This is a genomic window from Comamonas sp. Z3 (genome assembly GCF_008121565.1).
In the GTDB taxonomy this organism is placed as follows: domain Bacteria; phylum Pseudomonadota; class Gammaproteobacteria; order Burkholderiales; family Burkholderiaceae_C; genus Comamonas; species Comamonas brasiliensis.
The window spans coordinates 170,010-188,803 of record NZ_VOQU01000002.1 but is presented as its reverse complement, the minus strand read 5'-3'; the positions used below and the strand labels follow the sequence as shown (position 1 = coordinate 188,803).

The following is an 18,794-nucleotide window of genomic DNA, read 5'->3' as shown; positions in this document are numbered from 1 at the left end:
CACTTCGCCGGGGATTTATTTCATTTACTCACACTTTGAAATCACTGCAAACCCTTCACCCATTTTGGTGATGTTTTCGCGACAACAAGTACCTACAAACAAGGCAGCCACTCTCAACCAAAGGCTGCCATGTCACAAGCACCCACCACCACACCATTCATCCGCCGCTCAGTGTCCCTGGGCTCCCTGGTCCTGATTGCCTCCATTGCCGGCTGTGGCGGCGGCAGCGACAACGCTTCTCCCGCACCGTCGCCCCCGCCCGCTCCGGCGCCCGCCACCACTTCGGTCTCCACCACCGTGATCGATGGTGCCTTGCAGAACGTCAGGGTATGCCTGGACAGAAATGACAACGGCAGCTGTGACAGTGAAGAGCCCAGTGCCCTCACCAATGCCTCCGGCCAGGCAAGCCTGGAAGTGCCCGAGGCCGATGTGGGCAAGCACCCGATTCTGGCCCTGGTCACCGAAGACTCCGTCGATGCCGACACCGGCGCCGTTCCCGTGGCCTTCATGCTGCGAGCGCCCGCCGATCAGCCTGGCGTCGTCAGCCCGCTGAGCACCCTGGTCCATGCGCACAGCCAGGCCACGGGCAGCAGCACCAGCGATGCGGCAGCAGCCATCCAGAGCCAGCTGGGCCTGGGCACTTCGGCGCTGGCGGATTTCACCCAGGACGGCAGCAACGCAGGCAAGCTGACCGCCACCATGGCGCGCCTGATCGTGGTGACCACCCAGACCCAGCTCACCAACACGGCGGGCGCCACAGGCGTCGACGGCGCGCCGCTGACTTCGGTGCAGCTCAATGCCGCCGTCAACAGCGTGCTGCTGCAGCAGTTGCAAACCCTGGCCACGGCCGTGCTGGACAATCCCGCCCTCAGCGACACCAGCACCTCCATGAAGGACAAGCAATCCGCCATGGAGACCGCAGCCCAGCAGGTGGCCAGCGCCTCGGGCGTCACGGCCGGCAATGTGGGCCTGATCGCAGCCATGCAGGCGCAGACCACCAGCCCCGAGGTCGGTGCCCCCGCGCCGAGCACGCAGCTGCGCTGGCTCAGCTTTACCGACACCAGCAACTACTACATTCGAGCCTTCGAGGCCACGGCCGGGCAGAACACGCCCGATGCGAACGGCAAACGCTATTTCACGGAATTTCGCGAGCGCGTGGTCGGCGGCCAGGAGCAGCCCTGGAGCCGGCCGCAGGTCTATTGGACGGGCAGCGAATGGTTTGCCTGCCCCACCGATTTCGTACAGCAGACCACCAGCCTCGCCAGCGGCGAAACCGAATCCCTGTACTGCAAGAGCCTGGTCAGCAGAGCCAAGCAAAGCGTGCGCAATATCGCCGGCCTGAAGATGCGCGACATCGTCACCGAGATCCGCTCCGCCCCCTGGCAGGACTCTGCCGACGGCAGCTTTGCCAACTGGGGGCCCAGGCCCGATCAGCTTCCCGCCGAAACGACCTTCCCCAGCGGCTCCACGCTCAGCTATCGCACCGTCACCGACCTGGGCGGCAGCGACTACTACCTGAGCAACAACGCCAACCGCGCCACCATTCCGCGTGCCGACGCCCCGAACAACCCTGACTCCAGCACTTGGCGCAGCGCGACGCTTGCGGAGTTCATCGCCTGGAACGCCGGCGACTTCGCGCCCAACGTCTCGGCCGCCGATGTGCATGGCAACAACGCACGCGTGCTGGTCGGCCGCCGCGACTATCTCAAGCCCGATGGCAGCGCGGCCTACAAGCGCTACATGGTGGGTTTCGAGAACGGCGGCGAGCAGCGCGCACGCTTTTATGAATGCGAGGGCGATATGAGCACCCTGCCCAACAACCGGACCCTGTTCATCAACGGAGTGTCCACCTGCAAGGCGATCCTGCTCAGCAACTACAGCATCGCCACCCAGGCAGATGCCAAGGTGCTGCGCTTCACGCAGGAGCCCACCCAGCTCAACGTCAGCAACTTCCAGAACTACCGCCTGTTCGTCGAACGGGGCGGCATCACCTATGTCGGCTATCGGGACAAGCAGATGGTCAGCAATCAGCAGCGGCTCAATGGCACTGCCGCCGATGCGCTGCTTGCCGCCCTCGGCCTGAACTGACTCCCCGCCTCGCTGCACAGCCCACCTCCCGGTGGGCTTTTTTCATGCATGGCCTCAATCAGCAGCGGTCATTGAGCCTTTGCCAGAATCGTTGCCATGCTTGAAAACCTTCGCACCTCCGTCCAGCCCTATGGCGGCGATCTGTTTCTGCTGCTGATCGCCCTGGCGGTCATCAGCCTCGCCGTGCTGTTCAACCTCAAGGCCCGTCTGCCCGTGGACCAGTTGCGCCGCGTGATCCGCATGGCGGCGCTGGTGGCCTTGCTGGGCTCGGTATTCGCCATGCAGGCCGGCAACACCTACTACGCCATGGCAGCCGTGCTGCTGGCCTGGGGTGTACTGGTCGGCATTGTTTTTGGACGTGAGATAGGCCGCAAACGCTGACCCGCAAAATGCTGAAAGCTATCAAAACCCTATAGATCAATCGCCATGAAATCCCTGAACAACGTCAAGCTGTCCATGCTGGACCTGGTCGCCGTGCGCGAAGGCGCAACGGTGGCCGATGCTCTGCAGATTGCCGTGCGCACCGCGCAGCAGGCTGAAAAGCTGGGCTTCACCCGCTACTGGCTGGCCGAGCACCACAATATGCCGGGCATTGCGAGTTCGGCCACAGCCGTGCTGATCGGCCACATCGCAGGTGCCACGCAGAAGATTCGTGTGGGCTCGGGCGGCATCATGCTGCCCAACCATGCACCGCTGGTGGTGGCAGAGGCCTTCGGCACGCTGGCCGAGCTCTACCCGGGCCGCATCGACCTGGGCCTGGGCCGCGCACCGGGCACCGACGCAGCGACCATGCGCGCCCTGCGCCGCGACCGCGTGGAGACCGAGGAGGACTTCCCACGCGACGTGCAGGAGCTGCAGCGCCTGCTGGGAGATCACCAGGATGGAGCACGCATCATCGCCATGCCCGGTGCCGGCACCCACGTTCCCATCTGGCTGCTGGGCTCCAGCCTGTTCTCGGCACAACTGGCTGCACACATGGGCCTGCCCTATGCCTTTGCCTCGCACTTTGCCCCGCGCATGCTGCACCAGGCCCTGGCCATCTACCGTCAGACCTTCAAACCCAGCGCCACGCTGGCCAAGCCTTACGCGATTGTCGGCGTGCCCGTGATTGCGGCCCCCAGCGATGAAGAGGCCCGGTTTCTGGCCAGCAGCACCTATCAGCGCGTGCTCGGCATTCTGACCGGCAACCGCACCCGCCTCATGCCCCCGATACCGGACTTCTGGGAGCAGCTGGATGGGCGCGCCCAGGCGGCGATTGCCGATTTTCTGGCCGTGGGCGTCATCGGCGGCCCGGATACCGTGCGCCAGGGCCTGCAGAATCTGGCCGATGAAACCCAGGCCGATGAATTCATGATCGTCAGCGATGTCTATGACGCCGAGCTGCGCCTGCGCAGCCTGGAGATCACGGCTGGCGCCATGAACAGCGCCTCCTGAGCGGTCCTGGCAGTTCCCTGCTATCACGCTGTGCGGAAGGAGGGAGCGCACAGAGAACGACAAACCGGCGTCCCGGCATGAGAGCATGCCAAACTCCTGCGTCGTTCACCTCTCAGATTTCGCCCATGAGCCGTTCCGCCCGTCTGCTGCAATTGCTGGATACGCTGCGCCGCGCCCGTCAGCCGCAGACCGGACCCGAGCTGGCCCGGGCGCTGGGCATCAGCCTGCGCACGCTGTACCGCGACATCGCCACCTTGCGCACCCAGGGCGCCGACATTCTGGGCGACCCCGGCATAGGCTTCGAGATGCGGCCCGGCTTTCTGCTACCGCCTCTGATGTTCAACGCCGACGAGCTGGAGGCCCTGCTGCTGGGCGCTCGCTGGGCCAGCCTGCAGGCCGATCCGCAACTGGCCCAGGCCGCTACCGCCGCCATGGACCGCATCCGTGCGGCACTGCCGCTGGAGCTGCGCATTGCCGTCGATACCAGCGGCCTGCTGGTTCCCAATATGCAGACCGACCCGCCGCCCGAGCCCTGGCAGGCCGCGCTGCGCCGCGCCATCCGCGCCGAACACAAGGTCGTGCTGCATTACCGGGATCAGCATGGCGTGCCGAGCCAGCGCCGGGTCTGGCCGTTTGCCATGGCCTACTTCGAGCGCAGCCGCGTGGTCTCGGCATGGTGCGAGTTGCGCCAGGCCTTTCGTCACTTTCGCGCCGACCGCGTGGACGCGCTGGAGGATCTGGGCGAACGCTATCCGCAGCGACGCCAGGCGCTGATACAGCGCTGGCTGGACGAAACCGGCTACACGCTGGATTGAACGGCACTGCTGACAGAAACTGTCAGCCCCCGCTCCTACATTGGCTGCATGGCGTTTTTGCCATGTCACAACAGCCCGCCCCAAGGAGAGCCGCAATGTCCACACCGCAACAACCCAAGCTGCGCTTTTTCAGCAACCCCAGATCACGCGCCCGCATGGTGCGCTGGATGCTGGAGGAATGCGGTGCCGACTATGAAACCGTTGACCTGGAATTCGGACCCGAGATGAAGTCGCCCGAGTACCTGTCCATCAACCCCATGGGCAAGGTCCCGGCGCTGCAGCATGGCGATGCCGTGGTCACCGAGACCGGAGCCATCCTCGCCTATCTGGCCGAGCTTTTCCCCGAGAAACGACTGGCCCCGGCGATGGGCAGCCCGGAGCGCGCCAGCTACCTTCGCTGGCTGTTCTTTGTCGCCGGGCCGGTGGAGGCCGTCACAACCGCCCGCAACGAAGGCTGGCTGCAATCGCAAACTCATCAGCAGGCCATAAGCGCAGGCTTTGGCCGCTTTGACGATGTATTGAACACCTTGCTGCATGCGGTGGCCGGCAAACGCTATGTCTGCGGCGACCACTTCACGGCCGCCGATCTGTATCTGGCCAGCTATATCGGCTGGAGCATGATGGACGGCAGCTTGCCCAGGCGGCCCGAATTCGAGGCCTATGCCACGCCGCTGCTGCAGCGTGCAGCCTCGGTGCGCGCCGACGAGATCGACGGCGATATGCAAGCCGCCGCCATGGCGCCAGTCGTTTAAAGGTTTTGGCCTGCAGCGACCGCCAGTCAGGCGCAGGACCATCAAGACCTACAGCAAACCGCTGCAGACCACTCAGCGAGCCAAGTAACCGCCGTCGACCGGGTAATAAGCGCCCGTCACAAACGACGCGCGGTCACTGGCCAGCCAGGCCACCAGCTCGGCGATCTCCTCGGGCTGGCCCAGGCGTCCCATGGGGTGGGCCGCCACCAGCGCCGCATGCGTGCTCGGGTCCTGCTCCAGACCGCTGATCATGGGAGTGTGGATAAAGCCCGGCCCCACGGCATTGACGCGCACGCCTCTGGCGGAATATTCGAGCGCTGCCGCCTTGGTCAGACCCAGCACGCCGTGCTTGGCGGCCGTATAGGCCGCAGAGTTGGCAAAGCCCACGGCACCGAGGATGGACGCCATATTGATGATGGAGCCGCCGCCGCCCTGCAGCATGGCGGCGATCTGGTATTTGCAGGCATAGAACACGCCCGAGAGATTGACGCGCAGCACCTGCTCCCAGGCATCCAGCGGATAGTCGACGGTGGGCGCGCTGACGCCGCCGATGCCGGCGTTGTTGCAGGCCGCATCCAGGCGGCCGAAGTGGCGCATGGTCAAGGCCACCAGTGCTTCATGATCCGCCGGGCTGCCGGCGTCGGCGCGCAGATACAGTGCCTCGGCACCCAGCTCGCGCACCAGGGCGGCCGTCTCCTGGCCCTGCTCCTCGTTGAGGTCCGCCAGTACCACGCGCGCGCCCTCCCTGGCCCATGTCAGCGCCACACAGCGGCCTATGCCGGATGCAGCCCCCGTCACCAATGCAACCTTGTCCTTGAGCATCGAAACCTCCCGTTCTTGAATCGGCAGACCATTGTGCCGAGCTCGACCGCGGCAGTCATGACCTGCATCAAGCCGGATCCGCTCTCTCAAACAACGAAGGGCTGACATCATTAGTCGCTACCATCTGCACTAAACCGTCACTGTCAGATCGATTCGCGCATGCCTGCCTTTACCTTTGAAGCCCTGGATGCCCAGGGCCAGACCCGCAAGGGCACCCTGGAAGCCGACAACGCCCGTGCCGCGCGCAGCCAGCTGCGCAGCCAGGCCTTGGTGCCGCTGCAGGTCGAGCCCGTCGCCGCAGGCCGGGGCCGGACAGGCGCATCCGGCTGGCTCACGCGCCCGGTCTTCAACTCCACCAGCCTGGCGGTCTGGACCCGCCAGCTCTCGGGCCTGGTCAGCTCCGGCCTGCCCATAGAGCGCGCACTGGCCGCGCTGGCCGAGGAAGCCGAGGACGAACGCCAGCATCAGCTGGTCGCGGCGCTGAGGGCCGAGGTCAATGCCGGCTCCAGCTTTGCCAAGGCGCTGGAGCAGCATCCACGCGAGTTTTCCGACATCTTCTGCGCCGTGATCGGTGCCGGGGAATCCAGCGGCAGCCTGGGCCCGGTGCTGGAGAACCTGGCCGACGACCTGGAGGCGCGTCAGGCGCTGCAGTCCAAGCTCATCGGCGCCTCGCTGTATCCTGCCATCGTGACGCTGGTGGCCATCGTCATCGTGATCTTCCTGGTCAGCTATGTGGTGCCGCAGGTGGCTGGCGTGTTTGCCGGCACCAAGCGTGCACTGCCGTTTCTCACCGTGGTCATGCTCGGCATCAGCGACTTTGTGCGCAGCTATGGCTGGTTCATGCTGGCCGTGCTGCTGCTGGCTGCCGTGGGTTTTCGGCTGGCGCTCAGGAACGAGGCGTTTCGCGAGCGCTTCGATGCCCAGTGGCTGCATCTGCCGCTCATAGGCCGGCTCTCGCGCAGCTATAACGCGGCGCGCTTTGCCGGCACCCTGGCCATGCTGGCCGGAGCGGGCGTGCCCATTCTCAAGGCCTTGCAGGCCGCCGCCGAGACGCTCAACAACCGCGCCCTGCGCGCCGATGCCATGGATGCGCTGGTGCTGGTGCGCGAAGGCGCGCCACTGGCCTCGGCCCTGGCGCAGAAGAAGCGCTTTCCGGGTCTGGTCGCCATGTTCGCCAGACTGGGCGAACAGACGGGCCAGCTGCCGCTGATGCTGCAGCGCGCCGCAACCCAGCTGTCCACCGAGGTTCAGCGCCGTGCCATGCACCTGGCCACGATCCTCGAGCCCCTGCTCATCGTCGTCATGGGGCTGGTGGTCATGCTCATCGTGCTGGCCGTGCTCATGCCCATCATCCAGCTCAACCAGTTCGTCAAATAGACCTGACAGGCATGTGCCGGTGCGGAAGCACCCACTCCAGATTGGCGCAATTCTTGCTTTCTTTTAGTGCATTGCGGGTTTTTCCCGCAATTTCGCACCAATAAATAGCAAATTTCAGCTGGAGCGTTTTCATGCAAGCACTAAAACAGGGCGCGGATGCCCTGTTCATTTTGATGGGCGCCGTCATGGTCCTGGCCATGCACGCCGGTTTCGCCTTTCTGGAGCTGGGCACCGTGCGCCGCAAGAACCAGGTCAATGCCCTGGTCAAGATCCTGGTCGACTTCTCGGTCTCCACCGTGGTTTATTTCGCGCTCGGCTATGGCGTGGCCTACGGCACGCACTTTTTCGTGGGCGCCGAGCAGCTGGCGGCACTCAACGGCTATGGCCTGGTCAAGTTCTTCTTTCTGCTGACCTTCGCCGCCGCCATTCCCGCCATCATCTCGGGCGGCATTGCCGAACGCGCCAAGTTCTGGCCCCAGCTGATCGCCACGGCCATGATCGTGGGCCTGATCTACCCCTTCTTCGAGGGCATTGCCTGGAACCAGCATTTCGGCGTGCAGGCCTGGATCAAGGCACTGACCGGCGCCGAGTTCCACGACTTTGCCGGCAGCGTGGTCGTTCACGCCGTGGGGGGCTGGATCGCCCTGGGAGCCGTGCTGCTGCTGGGCCCGCGCAGCAATCGCTACCGCCAGGGCGGAGCGATTGCCGCCACACCGCCCTCCAGCATTCCCTTCCTGGCGCTGGGCGCCTGGATTCTGATCGTGGGCTGGTTCGGCTTCAATGTGATGAGTGCCCAGAGTCTGGACAAGATCTCCGGTCTGGTCGCTGTGAACTCGCTGATGGCCATGGTGGGTGGCACGCTGGCCGCCCTGGCGGTGGGCAAAAACGACCCGGGTTTTGTGCACAACGGCCCGCTGGCCGGCCTGGTTGCCGTCTGCGCGGGCTCGGATCTGATGCACCCTCTGGGGGCACTGGTCGTGGGGGCTGCCGCCGGAGCCATCTTTGTCTTCATGTTCACGCTGACGCAGAACAAATGGAAGATCGACGACGTGCTGGGCGTGTGGCCGTTGCACGGTCTGTGCGGTGCCTGGGGCGGCATTGCGGCCGGCATCTTCGGCACACAGGCACTGGGCGGGCTTGGCGGCGTGCATCCGGTCGCCCAGCTCATAGGCACACTGATGGGCGTGGCCTGGGCCGCGCTGGGCGGCCTGCTGGTCTACGGCCTGCTCAAGAAGACCATGGGCCTGCGCCTGAGCCAGGAGCAGGAATTCGACGGCGCCGATCTGTCCATCCACCACATCAGTGCCACGCCAGAGCGCGAAGCCAACTGGTGAGGGAGCTGCGGCCTGCGTATCATCGAAGCCTGTCCGCAATTCCGCTCAAAACCGTACCGCCATGGCCATGACCCTGAACGACAAGCTCGTCGTCGCCATCTCCTCGCGAGCCCTGTTCGATTTCGAGGAGGAAAACCGCCTCTTCGAGGACAGCGACCCGGCGAGCTATCTGCGCCTGCAGCGCGAGCGGCTGGACGTGCCTGCCGCACCGGGCGTTGCCTTCTCGCTGGTCAAGAAACTGCTGGCCTTCAACGCCGAGGGGCAGCAGCATGTGGAGGTAGTGCTGCTCTCGCGCAACGATCCCGTCAGCGGCATGCGCGTCTTCCGCTCGGCCAAGGCCCACGGCCTGCACTCCATACAGCGCGGCGTGTTCACCCAGGGGCGTGACCCTTTCGGCTATCTGCGCCCTCTGGGAGCTCAGCTGTTCCTGTCGGCGAATGCCGATGACGTGACCCAGGCACTGCAGCTGGGCTACCCGGCCGCCCATGTGTTCACCGACTCCATGCGCGCCAGCAGCAGCCATCCGCGCGAAGTGCGCATCGCTTTCGACGGCGATGCCGTGCTGTTTTCCGACGAGGCCGAGCGCATCTTCCAGGCCCAGGGCCTGGAGGCATTCCAGCAGCATGAACTGGAAAAAGCCGCCCAGCCGCTGCCCGAAGGCCCGTTCAAGCCGCTGCTGGCCGCCCTGCACCGGCTGCAGCAGGCCGATGTGGCCGGCATGCGCGTGCGCACGGCCCTGGTCACGGCGCGCAGCGCCCCGGCCCATGAGCGTGCGCTCAATACGCTGATGGACTGGAAGATCGATGTCGATGAAGCCATGTTCCTCGGCGGACTGGCCAAGGGCGGTTTTCTGCGCGAGTTCGAGCCCGACTTCTTCTTCGACGACCAGACCGGCCATGTGCGCAATGCAGCCGGACATGTTCCCTCGGGCCATGTGCGCAGCGGCATTGCCCATGACAAGGCGGCGCTGCCTACGTAAAGCTTGGCAAAGTCCGGCAAGCGAATGCAAAACTTTGAAAGTGCGGCGGGCCGGAGGTTGAGAATGCCGTCATGGCCCTCATCTGTACCGCTATGTCAAAAGCCAAGAACCACCCCATCGTCGCCCGCAGCAGCTCGGTCATGAAGACCGCCATGGGCGTGCTGCTGACCAGCGCCGTGCTGCTGCTGCCCACGGTGCGCGCCGAGGAAACCGCCGGCGACAAGATCGGAGAAAGACAGGGAACCCAGCTCTCCAAGGGCGAGATCAAGGCCCAGCAGCAATTCAAGATGCTGGACTTCAATCAGGATGGCAAGCTCAGCCGCAAGGAAGTGGCCATCATCCCGAAGCTGGCCGCCGCCTTTGACGAAACCGACACCAACAAGGACGGCTTCGTCACCTATGAGGAAGTGCGCGCCTTTGCCGTCAAATACCGTGCAGCGCGTGAAAAGGCCAAGGCCGCCGAAGCCGTGGCTGCTGCACCGGCCAAGGACGATGCTCACAAATCAGAAGCTGACAACGCAGACTCTGAAAGCAAATAGGGTATAAAAATAGCTGAAGCGCTTGAATATCAAGCGCAATCAGCTCTCAAAATCAAAGCAACCGCCTTACTTGGCGTTGCCGCTGCGCTTGACCCGGGGCTCGGAATAAGTCAGCGGCTCATTGCGCGCCTGCTGCTTGCTCTGCAGCAGATCCTCCGACTTGCTGGTTTCCTGTGCCTGTTCAACCGCCTGGGCGCTGGCGCGCCACATGGACTGGATGAACTCGATCAGCTGCTTGGAGATGGGCTCCTTGGGCGGCTCCTCCACCTCTTCTTTTTGCTTGATCTCCTCGGCCAGGGTCCAGTCGCGGTTCTCGGTATCGGGAGCCGATGGCTTCTCGGGTTCACGCACCGTGCGGCCCTCGCCGATCTTGTCCACAGACTCTGTGGCATTCACGGCGTTCACGGGGCGCACCGGCGCGGCGCCCGAAGCCCCTGTGGAGTACAAATCCGCACCCTGGGTACGCCAGGGCGTCTGTGTCCGGTCTAGAGGTGGAATTTGCATGGCTTGGCCCTCGGCAGTAAAAAGGTGCAGGCGGAAAAACAGCTATCTCGCCCTGTTATCGGCCACGCTTGAGAAAACTGTAGGATTATTTTCAATCCTATTTTGATAGCTATTAGTCTATATATATCAAGCACCGCTGCGCAATTTGATACAAAAAAGGGCTTCGCGATGAGGCGAGGCCCTTGAAATAGTTGCGCTGCGCGGCTTACAGAAAGCGCTCCAGCAGCTTGCGCGAATGCCGGTCCAGCTTGCCGCTGTCGGGAATCCGATATTGCACGCCATCCTGGCCCGTGATCTGCAGTCTGGTGCGGCCGGCCAGCTTGCGGATGTCTTCTTCGGCCTTGAGCACCATCTGCGTCAGACCGCGATCCGTCTGCAGCTCCCAGGTGCTGGGGGTGGAAAAGCTGGAGACCTTGAGGATGCGCTCGATGGTCGGCACGAACTCCCGCACGGCCAGGTCCTGCTCGATCAGCTGACGATGCTCGGGCTGCAGGTCGGCCATGCGGGCCACCCACAGCGCTTCCTTGCCATCGGCTGCGATCAGCGACAGCCCTTCGGCAGGCGCGGCAATCGGAAACGCACGCACGGGAACCACTGCTTCGTAGACCAGGCCGTTGCCCAGGGTCAGCACCAGACGGCCATGGGCGTTGCGCACCAGCTGCATGCCGTTCAGATTGGATTGGGGAGCTTCGATCATTGGGGTTCCTTGGTCTGCAACTTCAGGCCGGCCGCTTGCGCATCCTCTTCGGCACGGCGCGCCTGCGCGTCGTACAGACGGAAGTAATGACCCTTGAGGTCCATGAGCTCGTCGTGCGGGCCCACTTCGACGATTTCGCCACGATCCATGACCACCAGACGGTCGGCCTTGCGCAAGGTGGACAGACGGTGGGCAATGGCGATCGTGGTGCGACCCTGCACCAGATTGTCCAGTGCCTTCTGGATTTCCTTTTCGGTCTCGGTATCCACGGCCGAGGTGGCTTCGTCGAGGATCAGGATGCGCGGATCGATCAGCAGCGCACGCGCGATGGAAATACGCTGGCGCTCGCCACCCGACAGGCCCTGGCCGCGCTCGCCGACCAGGGAGTCATAGCCGTGGGGCAGGCGCAGGATGAACTCGTGGGCATGGGCGGCACGCGCCGCGGCCACGATTTCCTCGCGCGTGGCGTCGGGCTTGCCATAGGCAATGTTCTCGGCAATCGTGCCGAAGAACAGGAAGGGCTCCTGCAGCACCAGGCCGATATTGCTGCGGTAGTCGGACACGGACATGCGACGCACGTCCACGCCGTCGAGCTGGATGGAGCCCTCGGAGACGTCGTAGAAGCGGCAGATCAGATTCACCAGGGTGCTCTTGCCCGAGCCGCTGTGACCGACCAGGCCGATCATCTCGCCAGGCTTGATCTGCAGGTTCAGATGCTTGATGACGGCGCGGCTGCCGTAGCGAAAGCCCACATCCTCCATGGTGATTGCACCCTTGGCCTTGCCGGGCAGCTTCACGGGGTTGCTGGGCTCGGGCACATTGCTGACATGGTCGAGGATGTCGAAGATGCGCTTGGCACCGGCTGCCGCCTTCTGCGTGACCGAGACGATGCGGCTCATCGAATCCAGGCGGGTATAGAAACGGCCGATATAGGCGATAAAGGCCGTCAGCACACCGACGGTGATGGAGCCGCCGGCCACCAGATAGATGCCGAAGCCCCAGACCACCAGAATGCCGACCTCGGTCAGCAGCGTCACCGTGGGGGTGAACAGCGACCAGGTCTTGTTGACCTTGTCGTTGGCCTGGAGATTGATCAGGTTGGCGTCGGCAAAGCGGTCGGCTTCACGCTTTTCCTGGGCGAAGGCCTTGACCACACGGATGCCGGGGATGGTGTCGGCCAGCACATTGGTCACCTCGGACCAGACGCGGTCTATCTTCTCGAAGCCGGTGCGCAGGCGGTCGCGCACGGTATGGATCATCCAGGCGATGAAGGGCAGCGGCACCAGTGTGACCAGCGCCAGCCAGGGGTTGATGGAGAACAGGATGGCCGAGGTCATCACGATCATCATCACATCGGTCGCAAAATCGAGTGCATTTAACGACAGAAAGAGATTGATACGATCGGTTTCAGCGCCGATGCGCGCCATCAGATCCCCTGTGCGCTTGCTGCCGTAGTAGTCCACCGACAGGTTCAGCAAGTGGTTGTAGGTGGTGGTGCGCAGATTGGAGCCTATGCGCTCGGACACCTTGGCCAGCACGAAGGTGCGTGCCCAGCCCAGCGCCCAGGCCAGCAGCGCCGACACCAGCAGCATGCCCAGATAGAAGAAAACCAGATCCCGGTTGATCTTTTCGCCGTTCTGGAATGGAATCAGGATCTTGTCCATCAGCGGGATGGTCAGATAAGGTGCCACCAGTTGCGCGCCCGTGCTGGCCACGGTCAGCAGGAAACCCAGCAGCAGCTGGCCCTGATAGGGCTTGGCAAAGCGCCACAGGCGCAGCAGCACCCAGGTCGAGGTCTGAGGTGCCTGCTGACGTGCGCAGGCCGGGCATTCTTCGGTATCGGGCGGCAGAGCCGTGTGGCAGACCGGGCAATGCGGGACATCCTCGTCGCTGACCGCGCTGTAGACCTCCTGGCGCGCGATGCGCTCGCGCTGGCGGTCGAACTGCTGCATCAGCTGCAGCATGGCGGTCTGGTGCTTCAAGGTGATGAGCCAGTGCGCCAAACGCTCGCGAGGATCATGCAGCTCCAGATTGCCCACGCCGCCATGGTCCTGCAGGCGCAGGCTCTGCTCCACGGTCAGGGCCCATTCACGCCACTGCCGGGTCTGGGGATCGCAGGCCAGCAGACGCTCCTGTGTCAGCGCCAGCAGGCCGCTGCCAAACTGCAAATCCGCACTCAGGTCAACCGGGACGACGGCTAATACGTTTTCATGTTCAGCGAGTCTTGCTCGTAGCTCGCCCCCCAGGGGGCCGGCAAAGACTGCCGAGGCGTCCACAGTATGGTGATGTTGCATGTTGAGTTATTTTTCTCCGCCGATGGCGGCTCCAAGAGTCATGCGGGCAACCGCTTCGGCATGGTGAATATGGCTGCGCCTGACGTCCGATACACCCTGGTTAACGCGCGAACCTGCATTTAGGCTGACAAGCTTCACAATGCAGATTCTGGGCGCACAATGCCAACCCATCAGGGGCAGGAGTTTAAGAAAACCTGCTCTCCTCATTCCTATCCGCTGATCAACATGGCGAAATTCAACGACATCCAACTCTTGCGCACAACTTTCCTGCGTGGCCCCAGTGTCTGGACCTACCGCCCGGTACTGGAGGTCTGGCTGGATCTGGGAGAGCTGGAAGACTATCCGTCCAACAAGATCCCCGGCCTCAACGAGCGCCTGACCAGCTGGCTGCCCGACCTGATCGAGCACACCTGCGGCGTCGGCGAGCGCGGTGGCTTCATCCAGCGCCTGGAAGGCGGCACCTGGATGGGTCATGTGATGGAGCATGTAATCATCGAGTTGCTGAATCTGGCCGGCATGCCCGCCGAATTCGGTCAGACCCGGGAAATTTCCAGGCGCGGCGTGTACCGCATGGTGTTCCGCTGCCCCGAGGAGGCCGTGGCTCGCGTGGCGCTGGAGCATGGGCACAAGCTGCTGATGGCAGCCATCAATGACGAGCCGTTCGACATCAAGCCCGCCGTGCATGCCATCAAGACGGCCATCAATGACCGTTACCTGGGCCCCTCGACCGGCTGCATCGTCGATGCAGCCAGCGAGCGCCGCATCCCCCATATCCGCCTGAACGACGGCAATCTGGTGCAGCTGGGTTATGGCGCGGCGCAGCGCCGCATCTGGACGGCAGAGTCCGACCAGACCAGCGCCATCGCTGAGGGCATTGCCCAGGACAAGGACTTCACCAAGCGCCTGCTGGCCGCCTGCGGCGTGCCCGTGCCCGAAGGCCAGATCGTGGCATCGCCCGAAGAGGCCTGGGAAGTGGCGCAGGACATCGGCTTTCCCGTGACCGTCAAGCCTTCGGACGGCAACCATGCCCGTGGCGTGACCCTGGAGCTGTCCAAGGAAGCCGACATCAAGGCCGCGTTTGCACTGGCCCAGCCCGAAGGCTCGGACGTGATCGTCGAAAAATTCATCGACGGCGTGGAGCACCGCCTGCTGGTCGTGGGCGGCAAGGTGGTGGCAGCCACCAAGGGCGAGACGGTTTCCGTCTACGGCAATGGCAATGCCACGCTGCGCGAACTGGTGGAAGTGCTGAACCAGGATCCGCGCCGCGGACCCGAGCAGGAATACCCGCTGGACTGGATCAATCTGGAAGCCGGCGCCGTGAAGCTGGAACTCAATCGCCAGCATGTGACGCCCGACAGCGTGATTCCGCAGGGCCAGAGCGTGCTGCTGCAGCGCAACGGCAATATGGCCATCGACTGCCTCGACGAGGTACACCCCGACGTGGCTTACTACGCCGTGCTGGCCGCCAAGATCGTTGGCCTCGATATCGCCGGCATGGACATGATCCTGCAGGATGTCTCCAAGCCCATGCAGGGCCAGGGTGCGATTCTCGAAGTCAACGCCGGCCCCGGCCTGCTGATGCACCTCAAGCCCACCAGCGGCGCACCGCGCCCCGTTGGCATGGCCATTGCCGACCACCTCTTCCCCCGCGAAGACGGTGCCGGCGCCGGTCGCATCCCCGTGGTCGGCATCGTTGGCACGCGCAACAACGCCTTCATTTCGCGTCTGGTCGGCTGGCTGCTGCAGCTGTCGGGCAAGCTGACCGGCGTGGCCAGCGGTGAAGGAATGTTCCTCGCCAATCGCCATACGCAAAAGACCAATACCGCCAACTGGGCCGGTGCCCATCGCCTGCTGACCAACCGTCTGGCCGAAGCCGCCGTCATCCAGACCACGGCCCGCTCCATCCTGGAAGAAGGCCTGGCCTACGACCGCTGCCTGGTCGGCGTGGTCACCGACATGGACGGCTATGAGCAGCTTGCCGATCACGATGTGCTGGAGCCCGGCCAGATGCGCCGCGTGATGCGCACCCAGATCGATGTGGTGCTGGACGAAGGCGCGGGCGTGCTCAACGCCGACCTGCCCGAAGTGGCCGATCTGGCCGAGCTCTGCGACGGCGAAGTCATTCTGTACGCCACCAGCGCCGACAACGAGTTTGTCGCCGCACACCGCGCCAACACCGAAGCCCGTCATGAAGGCGGCCGCGCTGTCTTCCTCAAAGGCAACAACGTGGTGCTGGCCACCGGCACCCAGGAACGTGTGCTGGGCACGCTGGAAGCACTGTCCCTGGCCGGCGGCAAGCGCCCCGAGACCAGCGCGCTGCTGGCCGCGATTGCCACCGCCTGGGCGCTGGACATCACGCCCGAGCTGATCGGCGCCGGCATCAAGACCTTTGAATACCAGGCTTGATTGCCCCATAAAACGCTTCAACAGATATAGCTGCTGACGCTTGCCACACAAGCGTCAGACCAAGAAAAGCTTGAAATTCAGCTGAAAGAAACACCATGCAGATCACTCGCAACCGAGCCTTGCGCGGCCCCAACCTCTGGACCCGCAGCACCGCCATCGAAGCCATCGTGCACTGTGAAGACAGCGAGCTGCTGTACACCGCCATGCCCGGTTTTGAAGAAAAGCTGCGGGCGCGTTTCCCCACCATCGGTACGCTGCAGCCCCATGGCGCGGACCAGCGCCTGTCGCTGGCCCATGTGCTGGAAGTTGCCGCCCTGTCGCTGCAGGCCCAGGCAGGCTGCCCCGTCACCTTCAGCCGCACCCATGAGACCGTGGAGCACGGCACCTTCCAGGTGGTGGTCGAGTACACCGAAGAATCCGTGGGCAAGCTGGCCATGGAGCGTGCCGAGGCCCTGATTCAGGCCGCATTGAACGACACCCCCTTCGATGCCGACGCCACGATTGCCGAACTGCGCGAACTGGACGAGGACGACCGTATCGGCCCCTCGACCGGTGCCATCGTCGATGCCGCCGTGGCACGCGGCATTCCCTTCCGTCGCCTGACCACCGGTTCGCTGGTGCAGCTGGGCTGGGGTTCACGTGCGCGCCGCTTCCAGGCCGCCGAGATCGACTCCACCAGCGCCGTGGCCGAATCCATTGCACAGGACAAGGACCTGACCAAGCGCCTGCTGCACGCAGCCGGCGTGCCCGTGCCCATGGGCCGCCCCGTCGCCGACGTGGAAGACGCCTGGGCCGTGGCCCTGGAAGTGGGACTGCCCGTGGTGGTCAAGCCCCAGGACGGCAACCAGGGCAAGGGCGTGGTGGTGAACATCACCACCCGCGAAGGTCTGGAAGCCGCTTACAAGACCGCCAGCGAGTTTGGCGACGAAATCCTCGTCGAGCGCTTTTTGCCCGGCCATGACTTCCGCATGCTGGTCGTCGGCGGCCAGTTGGTGGCAGCCGCCCGCCGCGAGCCACCCCAGGTGCTGGGCGACGGCCAGCACACCATCCGCGAACTCGTGAACATCGTCAACCAGGACCCCCGCCGCGGCTCCGGCCACGGCACGGCATTGACCAAGGTGCGCCTGGACGATATCGCCATCGCGCGCATTGCCAGCGAAGGCCTGACGCCTGACAGCGTGCCCGCCCAGGGCCAGCGCGTGGTGCTGCGCAACAACGCCAATCTGTCCACCGGCGGCAGCGCCACCGACGTGACCGATGACGTGCATCCCGAAATCGCCGCCCGGGCCATCGAGGCCGCGCAGACCATCGGTCTGCATATCTGCGGCGTGGACGTGGTCTGCGAAACCATGCTCAAGCCCCTGGAAGAGCAAAGCGGCGGCATCGTGGAAGTCAATGCCGCCCCCGGCCTGCGCATGCACCTGGCCCCCTCCTTCGGCCGTCCCCGCAATGTGGGCGCACCCATGGTGGACGAGCTGTTCGCGCCCGGCGACGACGGCCGTATCCCCCTGGTTGCCGTCACCGGCACCAACGGCAAGACCACGACCACCCGCGTGATCGCCCATCTGTTCACCTCGCATGGCTGGCGCACCGCCATGACCAACACCGATGGCGTGTACGTCAACGGCCGCCAGATCGACAGCGGCGACTGCTCCGGCCCCAAGAGTGCGCGCAACGCCCTGGCCCACCCCGAGACCGATGCAGCCGTGCTGGAATGCGCACGCGGCGGCATCTTGCGCGAAGGCCTGGGCTTTGACCGCTGCCAGGTCGCCGTGGTCACCAACGTGGGCGAAGGCGACCACCTGGGTCTGAACTTCATCACCACCAAGGAAGATGTCGGCGTGCTCAAGCGCGTCATCGTGCAGAACGTGGCGCCCACGGGCTATGCCGTGCTCAACGCCGCCGACCCGCTGGTCGCTGCCATGGCCCATGTCTGCCCCGGCAAGGTGATCTTCTTTGCCGCCGACCGCCACCACCCCGTCATGGCCACGCACCGTGCCCAGGGCAGCCGCGTGGTCTATGTCGATGGCGACGCCATCGTGGCCGCGGAAGGATCCTGGCGCGAGAGCATCGCGCTGCGCGACATTCCGCTGACCCGTAACGGCACCATCACCTTCCAGGTGGAAAACGTCATGGCCTCCATCGGCGCCGCCTGGGCGGCGGGCCTGCCCTGGCAGACCATCCGCCGCGGTCTGGCTGGCTTCCTCAACGACAGCGACAACGCCCCTGCCCGCTTCAATGTGATGGATTACAAGGGCGCCACCATCATTGCCGACTACGGCCACAACCCCGACGCCATTCGCGCGCTGTCCCAGGCCGTGGAAGCCATGCCTGCCAAGCGCCGCAGCGTGGTGATCTCGGGTGCCGGCGACCGTCGCGACCAGGACATCACCGAACAGACCCAGATTCTGGGCAAGGTGTTCGACGATGTGGTGCTCTATCAGGACGCCTGCCAGCGTGGCCGCGTGGATGGCGAAGTGCTGGCCCTGCTGAAAAAGGGTCTGGAAGGCGCGCCCCGCACCAGCTACAGCACCGAGATCCATGGCGAGTTTCTCGCCATCGACCATGCCCTGGCCCGCCTGCAACCCGGCGACCTGTGCCTGGTGCTGGTGGATCAGGTGGAGGAGGCGCTGGAGCATCTGCGCAAGCATGTGAATGGACAGTGACCCCCTCAGGGGGACGACGGCCTCGCCGCGAGGCGGCGCGGCCGGCCAGGCTCTTGCTTGCCATCTCTCGCTTGAGCGAGTGTCCAT

15 protein-coding genes are annotated in these 18,794 nt (G+C 64.4%); 11 read left to right on the top strand and 4 right to left on the bottom strand.

Going from position 1 to position 18,794, the window contains the following annotated elements:
- The first annotated feature begins 129 nt into the window (after positions 1 to 129).
- From FSY59_RS05500 to FSY59_RS05480, 5 genes are all read left to right on the top strand, one after another.
- Positions 130 to 2,088 (top strand): hypothetical protein, encoded by a 1,959-nt coding sequence (locus FSY59_RS05500; protein ID WP_148728645.1) that lies wholly within the window; start codon positions 130 to 132, stop codon positions 2,086 to 2,088.
- A 96-nt stretch (positions 2,089 to 2,184) separates the two neighbouring features.
- A complete protein-coding gene (locus FSY59_RS05495; RefSeq protein ID WP_148728644.1) occupies positions 2,185 to 2,469 on the top strand; it encodes a hypothetical protein in 285 nt (94 codons plus the stop codon).
- A 45-nt stretch (positions 2,470 to 2,514) separates the two neighbouring features.
- On the top strand, positions 2,515 to 3,522 hold the full coding sequence (locus FSY59_RS05490; RefSeq protein WP_019042752.1) for an LLM class flavin-dependent oxidoreductase: 1,008 nt from the start codon (positions 2,515 to 2,517) through the stop codon (positions 3,520 to 3,522).
- 125 nt (positions 3,523 to 3,647) lie between these two features.
- On the top strand, positions 3,648 to 4,337 hold the full coding sequence (locus tag FSY59_RS05485; RefSeq protein ID WP_019042751.1) for a YafY family protein: 690 nt from the start codon (positions 3,648 to 3,650) through the stop codon (positions 4,335 to 4,337).
- 95 nt (positions 4,338 to 4,432) lie between these two features.
- A complete protein-coding gene (locus tag FSY59_RS05480; RefSeq protein ID WP_019042750.1) occupies positions 4,433 to 5,089 on the top strand; it encodes a glutathione S-transferase family protein in 657 nt (218 codons plus the stop codon).
- 72 nt (positions 5,090 to 5,161) lie between these two features.
- Here FSY59_RS05480 and FSY59_RS05475 read toward each other — a convergent pair whose 3' ends face one another.
- On the bottom strand, positions 5,162 to 5,911 hold the full coding sequence (locus FSY59_RS05475) for an SDR family NAD(P)-dependent oxidoreductase (RefSeq protein WP_019042749.1): 750 nt from the start codon (positions 5,909 to 5,911) through the stop codon (positions 5,162 to 5,164).
- A 159-nt stretch (positions 5,912 to 6,070) separates the two neighbouring features.
- On the opposite strand from FSY59_RS05475, the gene gspF reads away from it, so the two are divergent.
- The 4 genes from gspF to FSY59_RS05455 all read left to right on the top strand — a co-directional run bounded on the left by gspF (position 6,071) and on the right by FSY59_RS05455 (position 10,140).
- A complete protein-coding gene (gspF, locus tag FSY59_RS05470; protein WP_043370835.1) occupies positions 6,071 to 7,288 on the top strand; it encodes a type II secretion system inner membrane protein GspF in 1,218 nt (405 codons plus the stop codon).
- A 131-nt stretch (positions 7,289 to 7,419) separates the two neighbouring features.
- Positions 7,420 to 8,622 carry an ammonium transporter gene (locus FSY59_RS05465; protein WP_019042747.1) on the top strand — a complete coding sequence of 401 codons (1,203 nt, stop codon included), beginning with the start codon at positions 7,420 to 7,422 and terminating at the stop codon, positions 8,620 to 8,622.
- Positions 8,623 to 8,683: 61 nt separating this feature from the next.
- Positions 8,684 to 9,601, top strand: a complete 918-nt coding sequence (locus FSY59_RS05460; RefSeq protein ID WP_148728643.1) for a 5'-nucleotidase — start codon at positions 8,684 to 8,686, stop codon at positions 9,599 to 9,601.
- Between the two features lie 71 nt (positions 9,602 to 9,672).
- On the top strand, positions 9,673 to 10,140 hold the full coding sequence (locus tag FSY59_RS05455) for an EF-hand domain-containing protein (protein ID WP_019042746.1): 468 nt from the start codon (positions 9,673 to 9,675) through the stop codon (positions 10,138 to 10,140).
- 66 nt (positions 10,141 to 10,206) lie between these two features.
- On the opposite strand, the gene FSY59_RS05450 is transcribed toward FSY59_RS05455, so the two are convergent.
- The 3 genes from FSY59_RS05450 to FSY59_RS05440 form a co-directional block, all read right to left on the bottom strand.
- Positions 10,207 to 10,644: a hypothetical protein gene (locus FSY59_RS05450; RefSeq protein ID WP_029158448.1), complete on the bottom strand. Its 438-nt coding sequence runs from the start codon at positions 10,642 to 10,644 to the stop codon at positions 10,207 to 10,209.
- Between the two features lie 205 nt (positions 10,645 to 10,849).
- Positions 10,850 to 11,341, bottom strand: a complete 492-nt coding sequence (locus tag FSY59_RS05445; RefSeq protein ID WP_019042744.1) for a DUF1854 domain-containing protein — start codon at positions 11,339 to 11,341, stop codon at positions 10,850 to 10,852.
- Positions 11,338 to 13,635 carry an ABC transporter ATP-binding protein gene (locus FSY59_RS05440; protein ID WP_029158447.1) on the bottom strand — a complete coding sequence of 766 codons (2,298 nt, stop codon included), beginning with the start codon at positions 13,633 to 13,635 and terminating at the stop codon, positions 11,338 to 11,340. Before FSY59_RS05440 ends, FSY59_RS05445 begins: the two co-directional genes overlap by 4 nt.
- 225 nt (positions 13,636 to 13,860) lie before the next feature.
- On the opposite strand from FSY59_RS05440, the gene cphA (FSY59_RS05435) reads away from it, so the two are divergent.
- Positions 13,861 to 16,041 (top strand): cyanophycin synthetase, encoded by a 2,181-nt coding sequence (cphA, locus tag FSY59_RS05435; protein WP_029158446.1) that lies wholly within the window; start codon positions 13,861 to 13,863, stop codon positions 16,039 to 16,041.
- Positions 16,042 to 16,136: 95 nt separating this feature from the next.
- Positions 16,137 to 18,707 carry a cyanophycin synthetase gene (cphA, locus tag FSY59_RS05430; RefSeq protein ID WP_148728642.1) on the top strand — a complete coding sequence of 857 codons (2,571 nt, stop codon included), beginning with the start codon at positions 16,137 to 16,139 and terminating at the stop codon, positions 18,705 to 18,707.
- The last annotated feature ends 87 nt before the right edge of the window (positions 18,708 to 18,794 follow it).

What these genes read in the sequence shown, in the direction of transcription:
- FSY59_RS05475 (WP_019042749.1), bottom strand. Translation starts at nt 5,911, where the DNA reads ATGCTCAAGGACAAGGTTGCATTGGTGACGGGGGCTGCATCCGGCATA.
- FSY59_RS05450 (WP_029158448.1), bottom strand. Translation starts at nt 10,644, where the DNA reads ATGCAAATTCCACCTCTAGACCGGACACAGACGCCCTGGCGTACCCAG.
- FSY59_RS05455 (WP_019042746.1), top strand. Translation starts at nt 9,673, where the DNA reads ATGGCCCTCATCTGTACCGCTATGTCAAAAGCCAAGAACCACCCCATC.
- FSY59_RS05440 (WP_029158447.1), bottom strand. Translation starts at nt 13,635, where the DNA reads ATGCAACATCACCATACTGTGGACGCCTCGGCAGTCTTTGCCGGCCCC.
- FSY59_RS05445 (WP_019042744.1), bottom strand. Translation starts at nt 11,341, where the DNA reads ATGATCGAAGCTCCCCAATCCAATCTGAACGGCATGCAGCTGGTGCGC.
- cphA (WP_029158446.1), top strand. Translation starts at nt 13,861, where the DNA reads ATGGCGAAATTCAACGACATCCAACTCTTGCGCACAACTTTCCTGCGT.
- cphA (WP_148728642.1), top strand. Translation starts at nt 16,137, where the DNA reads ATGCAGATCACTCGCAACCGAGCCTTGCGCGGCCCCAACCTCTGGACC.
- FSY59_RS05465 (WP_019042747.1), top strand. Translation starts at nt 7,420, where the DNA reads ATGCAAGCACTAAAACAGGGCGCGGATGCCCTGTTCATTTTGATGGGC.
- FSY59_RS05500 (WP_148728645.1), top strand. Translation starts at nt 130, where the DNA reads ATGTCACAAGCACCCACCACCACACCATTCATCCGCCGCTCAGTGTCC.
- gspF (WP_043370835.1), top strand. Translation starts at nt 6,071, where the DNA reads ATGCCTGCCTTTACCTTTGAAGCCCTGGATGCCCAGGGCCAGACCCGC.
- FSY59_RS05490 (WP_019042752.1), top strand. Translation starts at nt 2,515, where the DNA reads ATGAAATCCCTGAACAACGTCAAGCTGTCCATGCTGGACCTGGTCGCC.
- FSY59_RS05485 (WP_019042751.1), top strand. Translation starts at nt 3,648, where the DNA reads ATGAGCCGTTCCGCCCGTCTGCTGCAATTGCTGGATACGCTGCGCCGC.
- FSY59_RS05480 (WP_019042750.1), top strand. Translation starts at nt 4,433, where the DNA reads ATGTCCACACCGCAACAACCCAAGCTGCGCTTTTTCAGCAACCCCAGA.
- FSY59_RS05495 (WP_148728644.1), top strand. Translation starts at nt 2,185, where the DNA reads ATGCTTGAAAACCTTCGCACCTCCGTCCAGCCCTATGGCGGCGATCTG.
- FSY59_RS05460 (WP_148728643.1), top strand. Translation starts at nt 8,684, where the DNA reads ATGGCCATGACCCTGAACGACAAGCTCGTCGTCGCCATCTCCTCGCGA.